General features: G+C 51.2%; 16 protein-coding genes. 5 read left to right on the top strand and 11 right to left on the bottom strand.

Translation table 11 applies throughout. The features are described from left to right. Positions 1 to 9 precede the first annotated feature (9 nt). From sleB to HDT28_00220, 6 genes are all read right to left on the bottom strand, one after another. Positions 10 to 1164: a spore cortex-lytic enzyme gene (gene sleB, locus HDT28_00195; GenBank protein MBD5131007.1), complete on the bottom strand. Its 1155-nt coding sequence runs from the start codon at positions 1162 to 1164 to the stop codon at positions 10 to 12. A gap of 25 nt (positions 1165 to 1189) precedes the next feature. Further along, the gene (locus tag HDT28_00200; GenBank protein ID MBD5131008.1) at positions 1190 to 1714 is read right to left on the bottom strand and encodes a stage II sporulation protein R; all 525 of its coding nucleotides are present in this window, start codon (positions 1712 to 1714) and stop codon (positions 1190 to 1192) included. Positions 1715 to 1819: 105 nt separating this feature from the next. Then, positions 1820 to 2992, bottom strand: a complete 1173-nt coding sequence (locus tag HDT28_00205; protein ID MBD5131009.1) for a winged helix-turn-helix domain-containing protein — start codon at positions 2990 to 2992, stop codon at positions 1820 to 1822. A 140-nt stretch (positions 2993 to 3132) separates the two neighbouring features. Continuing rightward, a complete protein-coding gene (recR, locus tag HDT28_00210; protein ID MBD5131010.1) occupies positions 3133 to 3717 on the bottom strand; it encodes a recombination protein RecR in 585 nt (194 codons plus the stop codon). A gap of 20 nt (positions 3718 to 3737) precedes the next feature. Further along, positions 3738 to 4046, bottom strand: a complete 309-nt coding sequence (locus HDT28_00215; protein ID MBD5131011.1) for a YbaB/EbfC family nucleoid-associated protein — start codon at positions 4044 to 4046, stop codon at positions 3738 to 3740. A 308-nt stretch (positions 4047 to 4354) separates the two neighbouring features. Beyond that, positions 4355 to 6142 (bottom strand): hypothetical protein, encoded by a 1788-nt coding sequence (locus tag HDT28_00220; GenBank protein ID MBD5131012.1) that lies wholly within the window; start codon positions 6140 to 6142, stop codon positions 4355 to 4357. A gap of 178 nt (positions 6143 to 6320) precedes the next feature. On the opposite strand from HDT28_00220, the gene HDT28_00225 reads away from it, so the two are divergent. Both HDT28_00225 and HDT28_00230 read left to right on the top strand, forming a co-directional pair. Continuing rightward, positions 6321 to 7664: a hypothetical protein gene (locus tag HDT28_00225; GenBank protein MBD5131013.1), complete on the top strand. Its 1344-nt coding sequence runs from the start codon at positions 6321 to 6323 to the stop codon at positions 7662 to 7664. A gap of 80 nt (positions 7665 to 7744) precedes the next feature. Further along, on the top strand, positions 7745 to 9892 hold the full coding sequence (locus tag HDT28_00230) for a response regulator (protein ID MBD5131014.1): 2148 nt from the start codon (positions 7745 to 7747) through the stop codon (positions 9890 to 9892). Between the two features lie 155 nt (positions 9893 to 10047). On the opposite strand, the gene HDT28_00235 is transcribed toward HDT28_00230, so the two are convergent. From HDT28_00235 to HDT28_00250, 4 genes are all read right to left on the bottom strand, one after another. Then, positions 10048 to 10839 carry a hypothetical protein gene (locus tag HDT28_00235; GenBank protein MBD5131015.1) on the bottom strand — a complete coding sequence of 264 codons (792 nt, stop codon included), beginning with the start codon at positions 10837 to 10839 and terminating at the stop codon, positions 10048 to 10050. Between the two features lie 4 nt (positions 10840 to 10843). Then, positions 10844 to 11665, bottom strand: a complete 822-nt coding sequence (locus HDT28_00240) for a hypothetical protein (protein MBD5131016.1) — start codon at positions 11663 to 11665, stop codon at positions 10844 to 10846. Next, entirely contained in the window at positions 11646 to 12692 is a 1047-nt protein-coding gene (locus HDT28_00245) for an ATP-binding cassette domain-containing protein (protein MBD5131017.1), read from the bottom strand. The genes HDT28_00240 and HDT28_00245 overlap by 20 nt, the downstream gene beginning before the upstream one ends. Positions 12693 to 12815: 123 nt before the next feature. Continuing rightward, positions 12816 to 13805: a hypothetical protein gene (locus tag HDT28_00250; GenBank protein ID MBD5131018.1), complete on the bottom strand. Its 990-nt coding sequence runs from the start codon at positions 13803 to 13805 to the stop codon at positions 12816 to 12818. A 148-nt stretch (positions 13806 to 13953) separates the two neighbouring features. Between HDT28_00250 and HDT28_00255 the strand changes: the two genes are divergently transcribed. The 3 genes from HDT28_00255 to HDT28_00265 are packed head-to-tail and all read left to right on the top strand — an operon-like array spanning position 13954 to position 16428. Next, positions 13954 to 15495: a DUF1538 domain-containing protein gene (locus tag HDT28_00255; protein MBD5131019.1), complete on the top strand. Its 1542-nt coding sequence runs from the start codon at positions 13954 to 13956 to the stop codon at positions 15493 to 15495. Further along, positions 15485 to 16021: a hypothetical protein gene (locus HDT28_00260; protein MBD5131020.1), complete on the top strand. Its 537-nt coding sequence runs from the start codon at positions 15485 to 15487 to the stop codon at positions 16019 to 16021. Before HDT28_00255 ends, HDT28_00260 begins: the two co-directional genes overlap by 11 nt. After that, positions 16018 to 16428, top strand: a complete 411-nt coding sequence (locus HDT28_00265) for a P-II family nitrogen regulator (GenBank protein MBD5131021.1) — start codon at positions 16018 to 16020, stop codon at positions 16426 to 16428. The genes HDT28_00260 and HDT28_00265 overlap by 4 nt, the downstream gene beginning before the upstream one ends. Positions 16429 to 16453: 25 nt before the next feature. On the opposite strand, the gene HDT28_00270 is transcribed toward HDT28_00265, so the two are convergent. Beyond that, positions 16454 to 18364 (bottom strand): leucine-rich repeat domain-containing protein, encoded by a 1911-nt coding sequence (locus tag HDT28_00270; GenBank protein MBD5131022.1) that lies wholly within the window; start codon positions 18362 to 18364, stop codon positions 16454 to 16456. Positions 18365 to 18372 lie beyond the last annotated feature (8 nt).

Here is an 18372-nt window from a genome sequence, read left to right on the forward strand (position 1 = left end):
AGAAGTAGGTTAAAGCGCAAAATTATGCCTGCCTATTTTGATATGCACGGTGAGCGACCAAATCCAGCTCGACGTGGCGGTAGCGGGATTATAATAGTACAAGCATCCGCCTGTGGGATCCCAGCCGTTAAGCGCGTCACGCGCGGCGTTGTACGCCGTCTCGTTGGGCGTGAGATTGATCTGCCCGTCGCTGACCGCAGTGAACGCGTGCTTCTGATAAATAACACCGTAAATGGTATTGGGGAACTTGGACGAGCGCACGCGGTTAAGCACTACCGCCGCAACGGCAACCTGCCCGTTATACGGCTCGCCGCGCGCCTCGCCGTACACGCACCGCGCGAGAAGATCGAGATCGCTCTGCGAAATATTGGTCGTGCTGCCGGAGCTTCCGCCCGTGCTACCGCCGCCGCTCGCGGGCAGTGTTATGCCCAGCTTCTTCGCCGTGCCCAAGCCCACCACTCCGTCCACCGTGAGCCCGCAGTCGGACTGAAAGCTCATAACGGCACACATGGTGCGCTTGCCCCAAACACCGTCTACGGTCGACGAGAAATACCCCGCGCTCTTTAACGCGTTCTGCACGGCTTTAACGTTAGCGGAAGTCTTGCCCGCGGAAATGCCGCCCGACCGCGCCGACGAAGAAAGCGTCAAGCCGAGCTTACTCGCCGTGCCCGCGCCGACTACGCCGTCGACGGTCAGTCCGTTGTTCGACTGGTACCGAAGTACCGCGCGCAGCGTGCCGTTGCCCCACACGCCGTCCACCGTGCCCGTGTACAGCCCGTAGGTTTTTAGCCGCGCCTGTATCGCCGCAACGTTGGCCGTGGTTTTGCCCTGCGACACGCTACCCGTAACGGGAAGCTTGATTTTTAGCGCATTGGCAGTGGCAGTGCCCACCGCCCCGTCCGCTTTAAGCCCGTTATCGGTCTGGAACCGCTTGACTGCGGACAGCGTGCCGCTCCCCCACTTGCCGTCGACGGTCGACTTGTAATAGCCGAGCGTAGCAAGCCGCGCCTGCACCGCGGCGACGTTGCCGTAGGTATTGCCCTTTACCACGTCCGCGTACACCGCAGGCGCGATCGCAAGCCCCGCAAACGCCAGGACCAAAATCGCGATCGCCACGGCAAACACGCGAAGATTAATTGACGGGATCGTACTTTTCTTTATCATTGTTTTCTTCCTTTGTATTTATTGCTTAACCGAACAGCTCGGCAAAAAACGATTTGTATTGGAAGTCCTCGCCGTAGCACAACGGCGGATAGATCACGCACCACCAGTTGTCGCCCTTCGCCTCACCCAGCTCGACGATAAGCGCGTCGTAATAGCCCTCTGGCACCGTTACTTCCTTATACTTGCGCGACGGGAAATACTCGTTGGTGAGCTTGGCGTTCGCGCCGTAAGTATAACCGTTGGCGCGGAGCACACCGTCCGCTATCTCGCTCAGCTCGTCGAGCCGCGACTCTATATCGGCGTACGCCTCGTCGAAAGTCGTCTTGTCGACGTTGGTCGACACGTACTTGTTGATCGCGTCGCGTACTTTGAGCTTGACCGCTTGATCGCACTCATCGTTCGAGTTCGCACGGATATGCAACCGCAGTAGCTCGCCTTCATAGTTATTATTATCTATACACGCAGAAAATATAAACGGAAGGCCGAAAAATATAGCGACCGACAGCAATATACTTACTATCTTTTTACCAATAATGCGAAGTTTTTTCATACACACGATTATTGACGGTATAAAGAGATTTATACCGTCAAATAAAAAATATCACAAAAAGGCACGGCTATTACACCGTGCCTTTAAAATTTAAAGGTTGTTTGGTTACTTCTTTTTCAAAAGAAGTAACGCGTCTAAAAACTTCGCCAATCGATTAAGCTCGTCCGATATTTTTTTCTCATCGTCGGCGGACGGGGTATAGCTCGGCTCGAACCAAACGTTCTTAACGGTAAGCTCCGCACGCTTCTTATCGAGCACGGGTTCTATCCTGCCGACAAGCCGATTGCCTATCAATATAGGCAATACGTAGTACCCGAACTTGCGCTTAGCCTGCGGCGTGTATACTTCCCAGCTGTAATCGAAATCGAAGATAATCTTGACCGCCGTCCTATCCCAAAGCATATTATCAAGCGGCGCGAGGAACACGGCGCGATCGGAGGCCGGCGTAAAGTCAAAATACTTCTCGTCGCCCGCGCAAACAAGATACTCGTGCTTATCCCCATCCACGCATACAGGAACTATCTCGCCGCGCTCTTTCAGCTCAGCTATCGCCGAATTTCGCAAATCGTTGTTTTCGAGGTACGCGCCCAGCCACTGACTGCCCTTGGCGTTACGCGCCGCGCCGACCTCGGCTATCCTGCGCTTAACGTACCAACGCATGAATGCGTCGAAATCGTCGAACGCGTTCTCGGTCGGATCAACGCCCAGCACGCGCTCGGTTATATCGAACGCCTTGACTACGCCCTTCTTGCGCGACACGACTATCCGACCGCTGTTCCATAGGTACTCGCAGCACACACCCGCCGCCTTGGACGGACCCCAACCCGTATTGCCCGTCTTGGGCGACGGGATATCGGTCACGAGCGTATCGCCGTGCTCTTTTATATAGTTATATATATCCTCGGTAAACGCGTGGCACTCGTCCTGTCCGCGCCACGACATGACCGTGCGATACTGCTCCGTCGAGCTTTTGCGCACGAACGCGAACTTCGAAAAATCACGCGCCGAGTAAATACACATCATCTTATCCCAACCGTCTACCAGCTCGCGCCGCGAATACAGCGCGTTGTAAAACCCGTCGCGCGTAACGGCGTTACTGCGCGAGAAAAGGACAAGCTCGGCGTTCCTGCCCACTACGTTGAGCGGATCGAACTGCACCGAGCGTAGCCGCCCGAATATCTCGGTTATCGCGCTGTTCTCGTCCAGCCCGAAAAACTCGTCGAACCCGTGATAGCAAACAAAAAAATTCCTAAACTGTTCCTTAGTGACCTGTATCATTCTTCGTACCCGTTGGATTTTTTCAAAAGAAGAGTGGCGTAGGTAAAAGACTAACGCCACATAATTGAAAGGTAAACTATAATATACGCAAAGATGTCAACGTAGCTTTTCTTTGCCTGATTCTTTTTCAAAAAAGTAGGTTACAAGATCGTTCTACGCCCTATCGCCTGCGACAGCGTTACCGCATCGGCGTATTCGAGCTCCGAACCCATGGATATGCCCTGTGCGATACGAGTGACCTTGACGCCGAGCGGCTTGATGAGCCGCGCGAGATACACCGCCGTCGCTTCGCCTTCCACGTCGGGATTGGTCGCGACGATCACTTCCTCGGTCTCGCCCAGCCGCGATAGCAGCGACTTGATATTGAGGTCGTCGGGCGTGCGGTTGTTCATCGGCGAGAGCGTGCCGTGCAGCACGTGGTACACGCCGTCGAACGCGCCCGTTTTCTCGATAGCCGCTACGTCCTTGGGGTACGCGACCACGCATATATGCTTGGTAGGGCGCGCGCGACAAATCTCGCAAACGTCGTCGTCGGTGAAATTGCCGCAGTGCGCACACAGCTTAACGGTTTGCTTAACCTCTTTGAGCGCGGCGCAAAACGCGTCGACCTCGCTATCCGACATATCTATAACGGCATACGCATACCTGAGCGCCGTTTTTTTCCCGACGCCGGGCAGCGTGCCGAAACGGCTCGCGAGCGCGGCGACGCTCTTGATCTCTTTCATTATTTATATGCAACGCATTATTAGAACGCGCCGCCGAGCTGACCGAGCGGGCTGTTCTTAACAAGCTCATCCGCACTTGCGTACGCTTCGTTCGTCGCGGCGGTGATGAGGTCTTCGAGCATTTCCACGTCGTCGGGATCGACGACCTCGGGCTTGATCTCGATCGAGATGAAACGCTTACTGCCGCTGAGCGTGACCGTGACCGCGCCGCCGCCCGCAGTGCCTGTTACGCGCGCGTCTTCGAGCTGTTCTTTGGCTTGGTTCATTTGCTCTTGGAGCTTTTGCGCCTGCTGCATCATTTGCTGCATGTTCATGCCGCCACCGCCCATGCCGCGGTTGTATCCACCGAATTTTGCCATGATTTATATCTCCATGTGTTTTAAAAAAACTTACTTACTTCTTTGAAAAGAAGTAAGCAAGAAACTTTTAGTGTTGTGTATTTACTAAGTAGGTTTTGTTTCGTTTCACCCAATTAGTTTCTTTACGTTAGTTATTTCAATTAGGACGTATGTGAGAGCGCGGGGACCCGCACAAGAGCAGGAAAGCAAGGTTGCACGACGGGGAGTGCACACCCCCGTACATGACCCGAGGGCAACCGCAGCTTGACGAACTATTGCGCGAGGTATACGCGCTCGAACTAATCGGCCCAAAGATCCTTGAAATTCTTCTCGAACATCTCGGAGTTTTTGTTGTAGTTATACGTGAGAACGTTGCTTTCCCAAGTCGCGTATGCCGCACTCTCGCGCGCCGACTTGATCGGATCTTCGAAAATGTCGTAGTATGTTTCGAGCTGACCGGGCGTGGTGTAGTCGTACAGCGACACCTCGCCGGGCTTGGTGATCGAAGCAAGGTACATGATATGCACGCCGTAATCGGTGATAACGGGCTTGTAAAGCACCTGACCGGGTTTGAGCGTGTCGCGCATCTCGCGCGCGGCGTCCGCGAACTCTTGCATATACGTTTCGCTCTCGCCGTCGGCGAGCTTGTACTTGACTACGTAGCCTTGGTTGTTATCGAACGCGCCGGGGTCGGTATTGTAAAGATAGATAAGATCGTCGAACGCAAGATCAGCGCTACGTACGGATGACGCGAGCGGTTGCATGACCGACTTGACGTGGTTCATAACGTCGTTGACCGTCATTTCACGGCTAAGATCGTCCTCACCGTCCACATGCGGATAGCACTTGATCGACTGAACAAGCGATTCGCGGTAGGCGTTGACCAGTTCATCCAGCTCGTTGTCTTCGAGGTTGCGATGTTCTAACTCATGAACGTATGCGTCAAGATCGGCTTTCTGCGCGTCCGAGAACGGCAAAAGGATATGCTTAACGTAGAAGTAATTTGCGTTGGGATAATAAAGTATGGTCGTGTTGCCGCCGGAAATCGCGGTGTCGAACGCCGAGATATCGTCGGTGTATTCTTTCTTTTGGTCGTTGAGCGTTGTGGTAAAGCGGTCGCTTACCTCTTGCGTATCGACCGTAACGCTGTCCGAAAGGTAATTCTGCAACGCCGTAATCTTTTGCGAACGCTCTATCGACTTGCCGCTGAGATAGTACATGATATACCCGAACGGGCTCTCGTTCGAAGTGGGATACGTGCCGATAACGGGATACACCGAAGCAATGCCCTGCTCGTCAATGCGCTTATCGATCTCTTCGATCTCGGCGTCGATATTCTTGCGCTCGTCGCCCGTAATGCGGAAATCGTCCTCGACGCGGCTCTTGATAAGCGACAGGAACCTGCGCATAGCCTCGTTGTCGAGCGAACGCTCGAACTCGCTGCCGTGGTTGCCGGGCTGGACGATAATATCGGGCTCCCACACCACAGTGTCGTCCTCTTCGGGCACGTCAGTGTCAGTCTGGTCGGGCTTTACGGGATAGGTCGTGTCGGTAGAAGTAGTATCGTCATCGTCGTCGTCCGAGATTTCCTCGTAGTCTTTCTCGGCGAGAATTTCATTCTTGTAGTTCTTAACGGTGTTGTCAATTACCGAATAGATGCTGCGTTTAACGGCGTTTTGCTCGGTGAGACCCCACTTAATATTGCCGCAATCGATGAGCGCGTCCACCTCGTTGGTAACGAGCTCAACATTGATAAGCATTTTTGCGGCGTACTTATACAAGCCCTCGTAGTCGGTGCCGAACGACGAGGAAAGCGAGCTCGCGTTGCTGTTTACGTATTCCATGAGATCCATTTTGTAAATGGTTCTTGCCGAGGTCGTGTAGGTAACGGTTTTGTTCTTTACCTTGCCGTCGTCCTCTTCGTCCTCGTAGCTGACCGTATTTTCGATATCGTAAGATTTTACGCGCGCAATCTCTTGCTGATAGTCGCGTTCGTAATCGTGCGAGAAGAATGAGCAGCCCGTGAGCATACTCGTAGAAAGCACTACGGCTAATATTCCTATAACAATGCGCTTAAACTTAAACACTTGTGACACCTACACCAAATAAGATAGTAATAGTCTTTATATTATACAAGATTGAAAACCAAAAATCAATTGATTTAGATATGTTTTTGCCATTTATTTACTTAAATATACGATTTGCCCGTTTACGGTTACGGCATCTTGACAAACTCACTCTGTCTATATTATTATTAATACAATCATGGATATTGGAAGAAACGACCCCTGCCCGTGCGGCAGCGGAAAGAAATATAGGTACTGTTGCGAGCAAAAAACCGATTCGGAAGTACGGCTCGTACAACTGTATAGCCGAATAAAGGCGCGGCACAAGCCGTACTTATTCTTATTGGACGAAACGCTGACGCTGTTCGACCAAGCTATGGACTTTTCGATAGCGTCGAACGCGCTCAGCCTTATTAAATCCATACTGTTCTTAAACGACGCCTCGGCCACGAGCGCGCTATGCTTGCGTAACGTAATGGAAAGCCGCGCGCTGATAGCGATGAGAGATGCGGGCGGTATCGATCGGGACAAGCTTGAACTGTTCAACTACCAACCTGCGCTCATCGAGTACGACGTATACTACGGCGACAAATCACTGGTGGCGACGGGTTGCTTGGATAACGAGCAATTGGAAAAAAATTACAAACAAGCCGCGCGTAAATTCTTGCCGTTCGTAGGGAACGATTATGGTAAGCTCGAAAAATTATCTCGCACTTACCTGCCCTTTCTATGCGACAAGTCCGTCACGTTTCAAAAAATAATAAAGCAATACTTGGGCGAACAGTCGGCGGCGTACAACTATCTTACGCGCATCGTCCATCCTAAGTCTATAAAAGAAATCAGCAAAGAAAGATTAGACGAAATACAGACCGAAACCTTAAATTACCTAACCGCGCGGTACGGCAACTTTCCGATAGAGCAAAACGATATCGCCCCTGCGGCGCAAGACGTTGAAACGCACATACGCGAAGCAGACGAGCTCGAACAATTGCAGGATAAATTTCAGAATATAGTTAATGAGCTTAGAGGTTTACCGCAAAGCTCAATGAGCGAATCGGTTGACATATTCAACGAAATCGCGCTTGCGCTTTTCGATATACACTTCGATCATGCGGTCGGATTAGGTGAAATCGTCCTATCCAAGTTCCGCGTGATTGCGGAGTATATAGCCGAATCCTATAAAGTATTGGACGGAAGCAATGAAGCACCGTCCTACACCAAATTAGTTAAAGACTACTTTTCGGAAGTACTCGACGGCGTGGGCATGAGAGAGGTCGACACAGGCAACACCATTGCATACAATGCGAATGACTATTTTACTCTTTTATACCGCGTAAGCAGCTCGGTATCTCACGGCAACGGCTATCTATGGTTTAGGCATCTCGAAGCGGGGCGTTACCAAGACGACGTAATAGGCTTTATCGACAGAGCGGTGAAAACCCTGTCGATAAGATTGCGCGATATTTTCAATAAGCACGGCGATACACGCACGGCGGATTTATACGATAAAGCATACATTATGCTGAAAGTGCTCGACTCGTAAAATTGACGCCCGAAAAAATTTTTTTAAACCATTGACAAGCTTCCCACTGCGGTGGTAAAATATATAGCAAAGGACGATTTATGAACAAGCGCAAATCGGGACAAAGTCTTATAGAATATATGATGCCGCTTTTGAGCGCACGCAAGCAAGGCGACATTTCGGCATTTGACGAAACGGAGATAGAGAACGTCCGCCAGATCATATCGTTCATCGACGAGATCCCCGGCGGCTTTTTGATATACCGCAACGACGAGGCGCAGACCCTCGTGTACGCCAACAAGGCGCTCATGGACATATTCAAATGCAAGTCGCTCGACGAGTTCCGCAAACTCACCGGCAATTCGTTCCGCGGCATCGTTCACCCCGACGACTACGCGCGCGTTGCGGAGAGCATAAACAAGCAAATTTTCACCGGCGACGATAACCTCGACTACGTGGAATACCGTATAGTGCGCAAGGACGGGATCGTGCGCTTGGTCGAGGACTACGGGCATTATATCAAAAGCAAAGCGTCGGGCGAGTTCTATTACGTATTCATAAGCGACGCGACCGAAAAGCTTACGCGGAGATTATCCGAGACCGCTCAAAAAGATCAACAGCTGCGCGAGCTCAACGAAGAGCTTACTTTTATCAAATCCGAACAACTGCGCAGGCTCGAAATAATCGAGGCGTTGAGCATAAACTACGACTCAATACTTTACGCCGACCTTAACGCGAACACCGTTCTCGCCTACCGTTTGAGCGAACGGCTCGTTTATATGTTCGACAAGCTCGAAGAGGCCCAGCCGCTCGACGCGTACGTCGAAAAGTACGTCAAGCGTTGGGTCCACCCCGAGGACCGCAAACGCGTAAAAGAGTTTACCTCGGTCGAGCATATCCGTAAGGCGCTCGCCGAAAAGGACACCTACTACGTGAACTATCGGTGCATAAAGGACGGCGTGGTGCAGTATATCCAACTGCGCATGGTCAATGTCAACATTAAAAAGGACGTGCCGCAGGTCGTTATGGGCTACCGCAATATCGACAAGGAGCTGCTCCAACAGATAGAGCAACGGAAGATCTTGGAGGACGCGCTCAATAAAGCTAAGCTCGCCGACATTGCAAAAAACACTTTCCTGTCCAATATGTCGCACGATATGCGCACTCCCCTTAACGCAATATTCGGCTATTCCGCGCTCGCAAGAAAGAGCAACGATCCGGAGCGCGTCCGCGGCTACCTCGACAAGATAGAGCAAGCGGGCAACAATATTTTGGAGCTCGTCGAAAAGGTGCTCGAAGTCAGCTATTTCGAATCACAGGACTACACCGAATCCAAGTCCGAGTGCAGTATAAAAACGATACTCACCGATCTATGCGACTGGGCGAAAAGCCAAGCTGAGCTCAAAAACATTAAAATCTCGCTCGACATGAACGCGGTGGAGCACGACTGCGTGCAGATCGACGGCACCATGATGAGCCGCGTACTCAACCAAATAGTAGACAATGCCGTCAAGTACACGCCGAGCGACGGAAGCGTGGAAATTACCGTCACCGAAACGAGCGCCGGAAAAGGCGTATCTACCTACGTGTTCTCTGTCACCGATACGGGCATAGGCATAGAGCCGAAAGCACTCGAACGCGTATTCGAGCCGTTCGAACGCATAAACAACACCACGGCAAGCGGCATCTTCGGCGCGGGGCTGGGTCTGCCCATAGCCAAGCACCTGACCGAAATCATGGGCGGCACGATCGAATGCAAGAGCACGCCGGGCGTCGGCAGTACGTTCACGGTAACGCTTTCGCTCAAAACGGTAGAGCCCGAATCCGTCGAGCCCGCCGCAAGCGAAAAGAGCCCCATGGCGGGCAAGAAAATACTTATAGTCGAGGACAACGAGATCAACCTCGAAATCGAAACGGAAATGTTAGAGGACGAGGGCTTTATAATCGACGCCGCGCCCAACGGCAAGATAGCCGTAGACATGGTGACTGCGGCGGCGGACGACGAATACTCGCTCGTGCTCATGGATATACAAATGCCCGTAATGGACGGACGGCAGGCGGCGCGCGCTATTCGCGCATTGCCCGACAAAAAGAAAGCAAACCTGCCGATAATCGCGCTGTCCGCCAACGCGTTCGAGAGCGATAAGCGCGCCTCGATCGAAGCGGGCATGGACGCCCACCTGACTAAGCCCATTGACGTCGATTTGGTGATTTCGACCTTCTCGCAGGTACTGGAAGAAAGAAAATAGAGTTTAATTAGTAATTAGAAATTAAAACGGTGGCTGTATCGATACGCTCGGTACAGCCACCGTTATTTTATAATTCCTAATTAGCCTTCCCCTCAGGGGGAAGGTGCCCCGAAGGGCGTCGGTGATAAATCTTATCCTTATTAATTCCTAATTGATTAATTCCCTGCGCTCTCGTACCGTCTTATACCAAAATGCCACATGGTAAAAGCGAGCGTCATAAGTATGACGGCGGCGATAAAGCTATACAGCACCGCCCACCAGATATTCGCGCCGGTTATCAAGCACTCTACGGGATAGTAAAGGAACAGCCCGAACGGTATGACGAAGAACATGATCGACGCGAATGCCTTACCCATGTACCGCACAGGGTATTTAGCGTAGTTGGAAATATTGTAAATGGTATTGAGGAATATCCCCGCGCTCTTTACCCAGAACGCGAGCGACGCGAACAACAGCTTAATGCCGGTAAAGCAAAATATACCGAGGAGCGCGCAGAGGATAAGCCCTATTACCCCGCTCGCCGTCCACGCGATACCCGTCATGGGCGCAAACACGGACATGACGACGATACCGACGACGAGCTCGCCTATCCCGTCCCACTTGAACACTTCGGCAACGTACTGGAACAGCGGGTTTATCGGTCGGGTAAGATACACGTCGAGGTCGCCGCGCCGAATCGCGCGGTACGCGAGTATCCACAGGTTATCGGTAAAGATATGATCGATCGACTTGGGTATGAGCACGAACCCGAACAGGAACGCAAGCGTTTCGAACGACCACACGCCGATCGCAGGCACAGAGCCTACGATAAGGTAAATGGTCGAAAGCGATATCGCCTCGGTTATCGCAAAGCTTATCATCATGATGATAGAGTCTGCCTTATACGACAAGCCGCTACGCAAGCTCATCGATACGTATTTAGGATATAGTTTAAGTTCTTTTAGCATAACCCTATCCTCCGAACACCACGACCTTTCTGACCGAGCCCTTGTACATGAGCTGACCGATAAGGTTAATGACGAGTATCCACACCACGGACAGCGCGAACGATATACCCATATCCACCCAATCGAGCTGACCCAGGAACAACCTTACGGGGAAGCTGAACAGCGTGGGGAACGGCGTATAGTACAAAACGTTCTGCGCCCAGATCGGGAACAGCGCGAGCGGCACGAGTCCGCCCGACAAAAACTGCGTAACGATATTAAGCATGGAACTCACGCCGAACATGGCGTGCGTGCGGAACGCGAGCTGTCCGAACAAAAACTGTATCGCGTCCACCATAAGTAGCGACAGTATGCATGCGGGGATGAACAGCAGAATGTTATACCAAACGATGCCCGTCAGCCCGAACCCGAACACGCTTACGAGCGTTCCTACAAGTATCATAGGCACGCCGATAATCAAGAATCGCGCAAAGAACGAGCCGACCGCTGTGAACCCGAGCTGGTGGCGGTAGCTTATCGGCTTCATAAGTCGCATACCGATAAACCCGTAATGCACGTCCTCGGTTATCGACCACATAGTATCCGAATAAGTTATCTCGCCAACTATCGTCGTCAAAAGCACGTACATCAGCATTTGCGGAAATGTGTAGCCGCCGATTTCGGGCTCGGGCGAAAACTTATAAACTGCCCACCACAAAAGTCCCATGAGCACGGCGTTGATAACGCTGCCGATGACCCACAGTGCCATTTGCCCACGGTACGCGATCGTCGTCTGCGCGCCCGACTTTGCGAATATCAAATATTTTTTAAGCCGCCCCGCCGCCATTCTCTTCTCCGTCGTCTGTCGCGCCGTCTTTGCTGTCGGCGTAAATCTTTTCAACAACCTGCTCTATGCCCGTCTCGGCGATATTGACGTCCTCGACCGTCGTGCACGCAAAAAGGTAATTGAGCAGCTCGCCGGTATGCAACCGCTCCGCGTCGATAGTGAAAGTGGTTTTAAGCCCGTCGTCCTCGACCGCAATGCGCGACACCGCGTCACCGAACTTAGTCTTAACGCCGTCGCAGTCGATAGCCGCACGCGTTTGCACGGTAATATCGCGTTTATCGCCGAACATGTGCTTGACGTCGGCGAGCGAGCCGTCGAACAAAATCTTGCCCGCGTCGAGAACTATCACGCGGTTGCACAAAAGCTCTATATCGCTCATGGCGTGGGTCGTCAGTATGAGCGTGGTATTGTATTCCGTTTTGAGCGTGTTTATCGCTTCCACGAGCTTGCGCTTTACGAGCACGTCAAGCCCGATAGTCGGCTCGTCGAGGAATAACGTTTTGGGATTGTGCAGCATCGCCGCGGCAAGGTCGGCGCGCATACGTTGACCGAGCGACAGCGTGCGCACGGGCGCGTCGATAAACGGCTTCATGTCGAGAAGCTCTATAAGCTCGCCCAAGCGCCTTTTGTAATCGTCGTCGGGAATTTCGTAAATATGCTTTAACAGCTCGTACGTTTCGGTAAGCGGAAGATCGTACCAGAGCTGAGTTTTCTGCCCGAACACTACGCCGATCGTTTTGAGTACGGCATTGCGCTCCTTGGACTTGTACGGGTGTCTGCCGTCGATGAGTATCTCGCCGCTCGTCGGCGTGAGTATGCCGCTCATCATCTTAATGGTCGTGGACTTGCCCGCGCCGTTCGCGCCGATATAGCCGACCGACTCGCCGTCGTTCACGGTAAACGAAACGCCGTCGACCGCTTTCACGATCGTGTGCTTTCGCGAAAACAGCGTCTTGAACATTCCCCAAACGCCCTTGCCGCGTATAGGTTTTTTGAAGTATTTCTGTACGTCCCTAAGCTCAATCATACGCGTATCCTCGTAAGAGTAAACCGTTTACCCGAAAAAGTAAACAAGATAGATATATTATAACATACCCCCCCCCGAAGTCAAGCACTTAGAACCGATTCGCGGAAGATATTTATTCTATTATTATTGACTATTTTCCTGCTCGGTAGTCGACTCGTCGATACTCGGCTCGGAGGTATCGGGCTCGTCCGTACTCGGCAGGCGTTTGAGCTTCTTAAACCCGCCTATGAGCATATACAGCCCGATAGCTAAAATGGCAAGCACAACCGCTACGCCGGTAATTGGATTAAGCCTTGCGGCAAGCCCCGCGTCACCGCCGTCGAGATCTTTAAGCATCATCGCCTGCAAAGTGAACAGAGAAATGAGCGCACTCGAAAAGCTTATGTTCTTAACGGCAATAAGCGACAGGTCGCCGTTCCGCCGAGATTTTTTCATGTGGAATATGGCGATGCCGAGCTTTACGAAAGTGAACAGCGCTGCGGAGATAATATATATGACCGCGCTGACGAAATAATTATAGCTGTTCTGGTCGTCAAGCGTAAGCCTGATAATAGGGATAACCGCGAGCGCCAAGAGTATGAGCGCAAGCCCGCAATAGGTGTAGCCCTGAATACTGCGTCTTAGCCTATTACGCTCGGCTATTTCGGGGCTCGCCTGCTCGTCCGCACTCCTGCCGCGTATCTTGGCGAGATATATAACGGTAAACCGCGGTATCATCAAGAAAACGTGATAACCGACTAGCGCGCCCAACCACACCGATTGTTCTAGATTGGCGATCACGATACCGAACACCACGTAACACAGATTAAATATTAACGATATCGCGGCGTTTACGTGCGCCCGAAAATTATACTCCGAAAAGAACTGCCTTACCCTAACGTTGTTTTTTGCTTTTGCGGGAATTCCTATAACGGTAAGCACGCCGTATGTGGACAGAATGAAAAACACGAGCGCGACGATATGAACGGACAAAGCCCACAGCTTTCCGCCCAAGCCAACAAAATATAAAGTCAAGCTTCCGCCGAGCGAAACCACACCGATCGTCCAAACGACGGCGCACAGCCAGATCGGCGGTTTAAGCAAGAATTTAAGAAATTTGTCGCTCACCTTCATTGAGGTAATTTTACAATATTAGCTATGCAAAGTCAAGTGATTGTTTGTTTGCTCACCTAAGCGAAAACAAATCATTATATTGATTTATATAAGCTTTTCGCTTTTTTTCCTTGCCAATTACACTTTTTAATGTTATAATAAACCATACATGAAAAGAGTTTTCCATAAATTACGCGAAGCGTTCATATCCGTACTGCCGGTGGCGGTAATAGTTCTTATTCTCGCCGCCACGCCGCTGGTCGACTTTACCGCGACCGAGCTCGCCGCGTTCGGCGTTTCGGCGATATTCCTTATACTCGGGATAGGCTTATTCAACCTCGGCGCAGACCTAGCCATGACGCCCATGGGCGAACAGGTCGGCGGCGGTCTTACCAAGTCCAAGAAGATAGCGGTACTGCTTGCAGTTTGCTTTCTGATGGGCGTGCTTATAACGGTTGCCGAGCCCGACCTTTCGGTGCTCGCCGAACAGGTATCCACCGTCATGAACAGTACTCTTTTGATAGTGACGGTCGGCGTTGGCGTAGGCTTGTTCCTGCTCCTCGCCGTGCTGAAAATCATACTCAGAAAAGACCTATCGGCAATGCTCATGTTCTTCTACATGACTTTGTTCGCTATCTGCGCGCTGCTTATCGAAAGCGGCAAGAGCGACTTCCTCGCCATGTGCTTCGACAGCGGCGGCGTTACGACCGGACCTATCACCGTTCCGTTCATAATGGCGCTCGGCGTAGGTATCGCTACCACCATCGGCGGCAAGAATAGCAACGAGAACAGCTTCGGTCTCGTCGCGCTGTGCTCGATAGGACCTATCCTCGCCGTGACCGTGCTGTCGCTCGCGTCCAAGGGCGACCTTGCGTACGAGATTCCCACGTACACGGTAGCGAGCGAGCTCGGCAACTTCGGCATGGTGCTTCTCGAAACGTGCAAGGAAGTAGTTATCGCGCTCGCGCTCATCGTCGCGTTCTTCGTAATACTTCAAATCTTCATACTCAAACTTCCCAAAGAGAAAATCGTTCAGATAGTTATCGGTATAGCCTACACGTTCGTAGGACTCGTTATATTCCTTACCGCCGTCAAGATCGGGTTCATGCCGATCGGCTTGGAGCTCGGTAAACAGCTGGCGGAAAACGAACCGGTCCTGACAGTTTTCGGGCTGGTCATAGGCATGGTCGTAGTTCTCGCCGAGCCGGCTATACACGTACTAAACAAACAGGTCGAAGAAGTCACGGGCGGCGGCGTTACCAAGAAAGAAATGCTCATAGCGCTGTGCGGCGGCGTCGGGCTTGCCATCGCGCTGTCCATGATTCGCATTATATACAACTTTTCGGTTCTGTACTATCTCATACCCGGCTACCTGATCTCGCTCGGGCTGTCCTTCTTCGTGCCCAAGCTCTACACCGCGATAGCGTTCGACTCGGGCGGCGTGGCGAGCGGTCCGCTCACTTCGGGCTTCATACTCCCGCTCGCGATCGGCGCGTGCTCGATTATCGCGCCTAACGAAGTTTTGGAGCTTGCGTTCGGCGTGGTGGCAATGGTCGCCATGATCCCGCTCATCACGATACAGGCGCTCGGCTTCAAAGCGGTAATGTCGGCAAAGGCGCGCAACCGCATAATCATGAAACGCATACTCGCCGCCGACGACGAACAAGTCATCAATTTCTCGCGAAGCTGGGAGGTAGACCGTGCCAAATAAGATAAAGACCGCCGTCAAGGCGAAGAAAGAAACGGTCAAAGCCAAAGCCGAAGCGAAAAAACAGGACGTTAAAGCAAAGGCAGCCGAAATCAAACAGAAAAGCAAAAAGAAGCTCGCCAAGCTCGCTGCGGCACGAATCGGCGATAAAAAGCTGAACACCGTGTCGGAGAACTGCTTGGAGCTTCTCGTCACGATAGTCAACCGAAGCAAAGGCGAGTTCTATCTCGATCTGTTACAGTCGTTCGACGTTAATATGCAGTTCGTAACGCTCGGACACGGCACGGCGGACGCGACGATGCTCTCGCGTTTCGGCTTTACCGACAGCGACAAAACGGTAATATTCAGCGTAATACAGCAGAACAAGCTGCCCGCTGCCCTCGCCGCTCTCGACGAACGGTTCAGAACGATAAAGAACGGCAAAGGCGTGGCGTATACCATACCCATGACGAGCGTAATCGGCAAACTCATATTCGGGTTTTTGAGCAACAACAAAATGACCGTCAACCAACAGGAGACCAAAAAATGAACTACGAGCTTATCGTTTGTATAGTAAATACCGGCTTCACCGACGTCGTTATGAGCGCCGCTAAGGAAGTAGGCGCGCGCGGTGGCACGGTCATTCACGGCAGGGGCACGGCTAACAAGGAAGCCGAGGAGTTTTTCCATATCTCCATCCAGCCCGATAAGGAAATGGTAATGATACTCGTCACCGACGATATCAAGGATGCGGTGCTCCACGCCGTGTACCAAAACGCAGGCTTAAAGACCGCAGGTCAAGGCATAGCGTTCGCCCTACCCGTCACCAACGTGGTAGGCATCGCACAGTCTACCCCCGAAGAAAAAAAGGACGAACCGCCCACCGCCGAGCCGACCGCGGAACAACCCGCAGAAACTCCCGAACTAAAAGACGAAACGAAAAATACCGAAAACTAAAAAAGAGCCGCACGGCTCTTTTTTATTACGCTACTTGATCGTCCCAAACGACGGTTGCGTCGCCGCTCCAACCGTCTTCCCAGCCATCGGGCTTTTGGGAATGACCTTTTACGTTTATCGTTAGGTCAGTCTTCCAAACGCTAAACGCGTTAGTACCTATAACCGTTACGCTTCCCGGAATCGTTATTTGCGTTATTTTGGTATTTTGAAACGCAGATTTTCCAATCGTCGTCAGCTCGCTATTTTCGGCGAATACGACTTCTTTCAAGCCATAACAATACGAAAAAGCTCTATCCCCTATAACCGCAACGCTCTTGGGTATCTCTATTCGCTCTAACCCATCACATTGAGAAAACATTAATGACGGTATTGCGGTTAACCCTTCCGGTAAAACTACCGTTTTAAGTGCAGAACAGGCGCCAAACGCACGATCGCCTATGCTGTTTAAGCTGTTAGGCAAAACAATCGAATTAAGCGCACTGCAATTATAAAAAGCTTCGCTACCCAAGCTAACCAGACTGTCAGGCAAAACGATTGAACCAAGCTTAGAACACATACCAAACGCATTGTCGCCTATGTCCGTCAATCCGTCGGGTAGCGTAATCAAATTAAGCTTGGAACAAGCATAAAAAGCCTTAGCACCTATGCTTGTAATGCCACCCGGCAAAGAAACGGTTTCAAGCGAGGTACAACCTTCAAAAAACTGTTCTTCCAAATTTGTCAGACCATCCGGCAAAGTTACGGATTTAAGCGCCGCGCACCAGGAAAAAACACCGTTGCCCAAGCTCGTTACACTGTTAGGTAAAGTAATCGATGCGAGCAAATTACACTCGGAAAACGCTTTTGCGCCAATGCTTATCAAGCCGTTTGGTAAAGTAAGCGTAGTAAGTAGACTACACTCGGAAAACGCGCTTTCGCCTATGCTTGTCAAACCGTCGGGCAAAGAATACAATTTAAGCTTTTCGCATCTACAAAAAGCGTTCTCTCCGATGCTCGTTAAACCGTCAGGTAAAGTAATAGCTCTAAGCTCCCAACAGTCGCGAAAAGCGTTCTCCCCAATGTTAGTTAAGCCGTCGGGTAAAGTAACAGTTCTGAGTTTGTAACAAGAGGAAAAAGCACTTTTACCTATACTCGTTACCCCCTCAGGCAAAGTAAGTGTTTCCAATTCTGTACAACCACTGAAAACGTAATCGGGCATGCTTTTAAACCCTTCCGGTACACCATTCGGGAAATTTATAGCTTTCAACCGACTATTACTCTGAAAAGCACCATCACCGACTTCGGACAAGCCTATGGGGAAATCGATCGATTCGAGATCACATCCATCAAATGCGTTTTGCCCTATACCGACGAGACTTTGCGGCAAGGTAATTGTAGCCAATCGGGAATTCAGCCAAAACGCCTGATTTCCTATTCTCACGAGATTTTGCGGTAAATCGATAAAGGTTAATCCGCAATTGTAAAACGCTTTATCACCTATGCTCGTTATTCCGGAAGGCAACCACGCCGCGGTTAATTCTTTGCAACGGTAAAACGCTTTTTCCGCAATACTCGTAACCGGCACACCGTTATATTCCGACGGAATAAACAGCTCTGCCGTAGCAGGATATTTATTCCCTTCCGATACCTCGTACCCCCTATCCGTAAGAGTGTATTTTAACCCCAACGTTTCGTAGACGGCGTTTACGGTAAGGTCGTCCGTTATATTTCCGAAATCGGCTATATCCCAACGTCCGCTGTTCCCCGTTTTATTAGGCACTACTGGCGGCATTATGCTCTCGCCGTACTTTGCGGTTATTACGATATCTTCTTCGCCCACAGCCTTAAACGTTACCGTTACTTCGCCTTTATTACAGCCCACTAAAACAACCAACAAAGTCGCCGCGACGAGTAACGCTATCATTATAAATATTAATCGTATTTTTTTTACTGCCATTTTAATAT

This window comes from Clostridiales bacterium, from assembly GCA_014799665.1.
GTDB lineage: Bacteria > Bacillota > Clostridia > Christensenellales > Pumilibacteraceae > Anaerocaecibacter.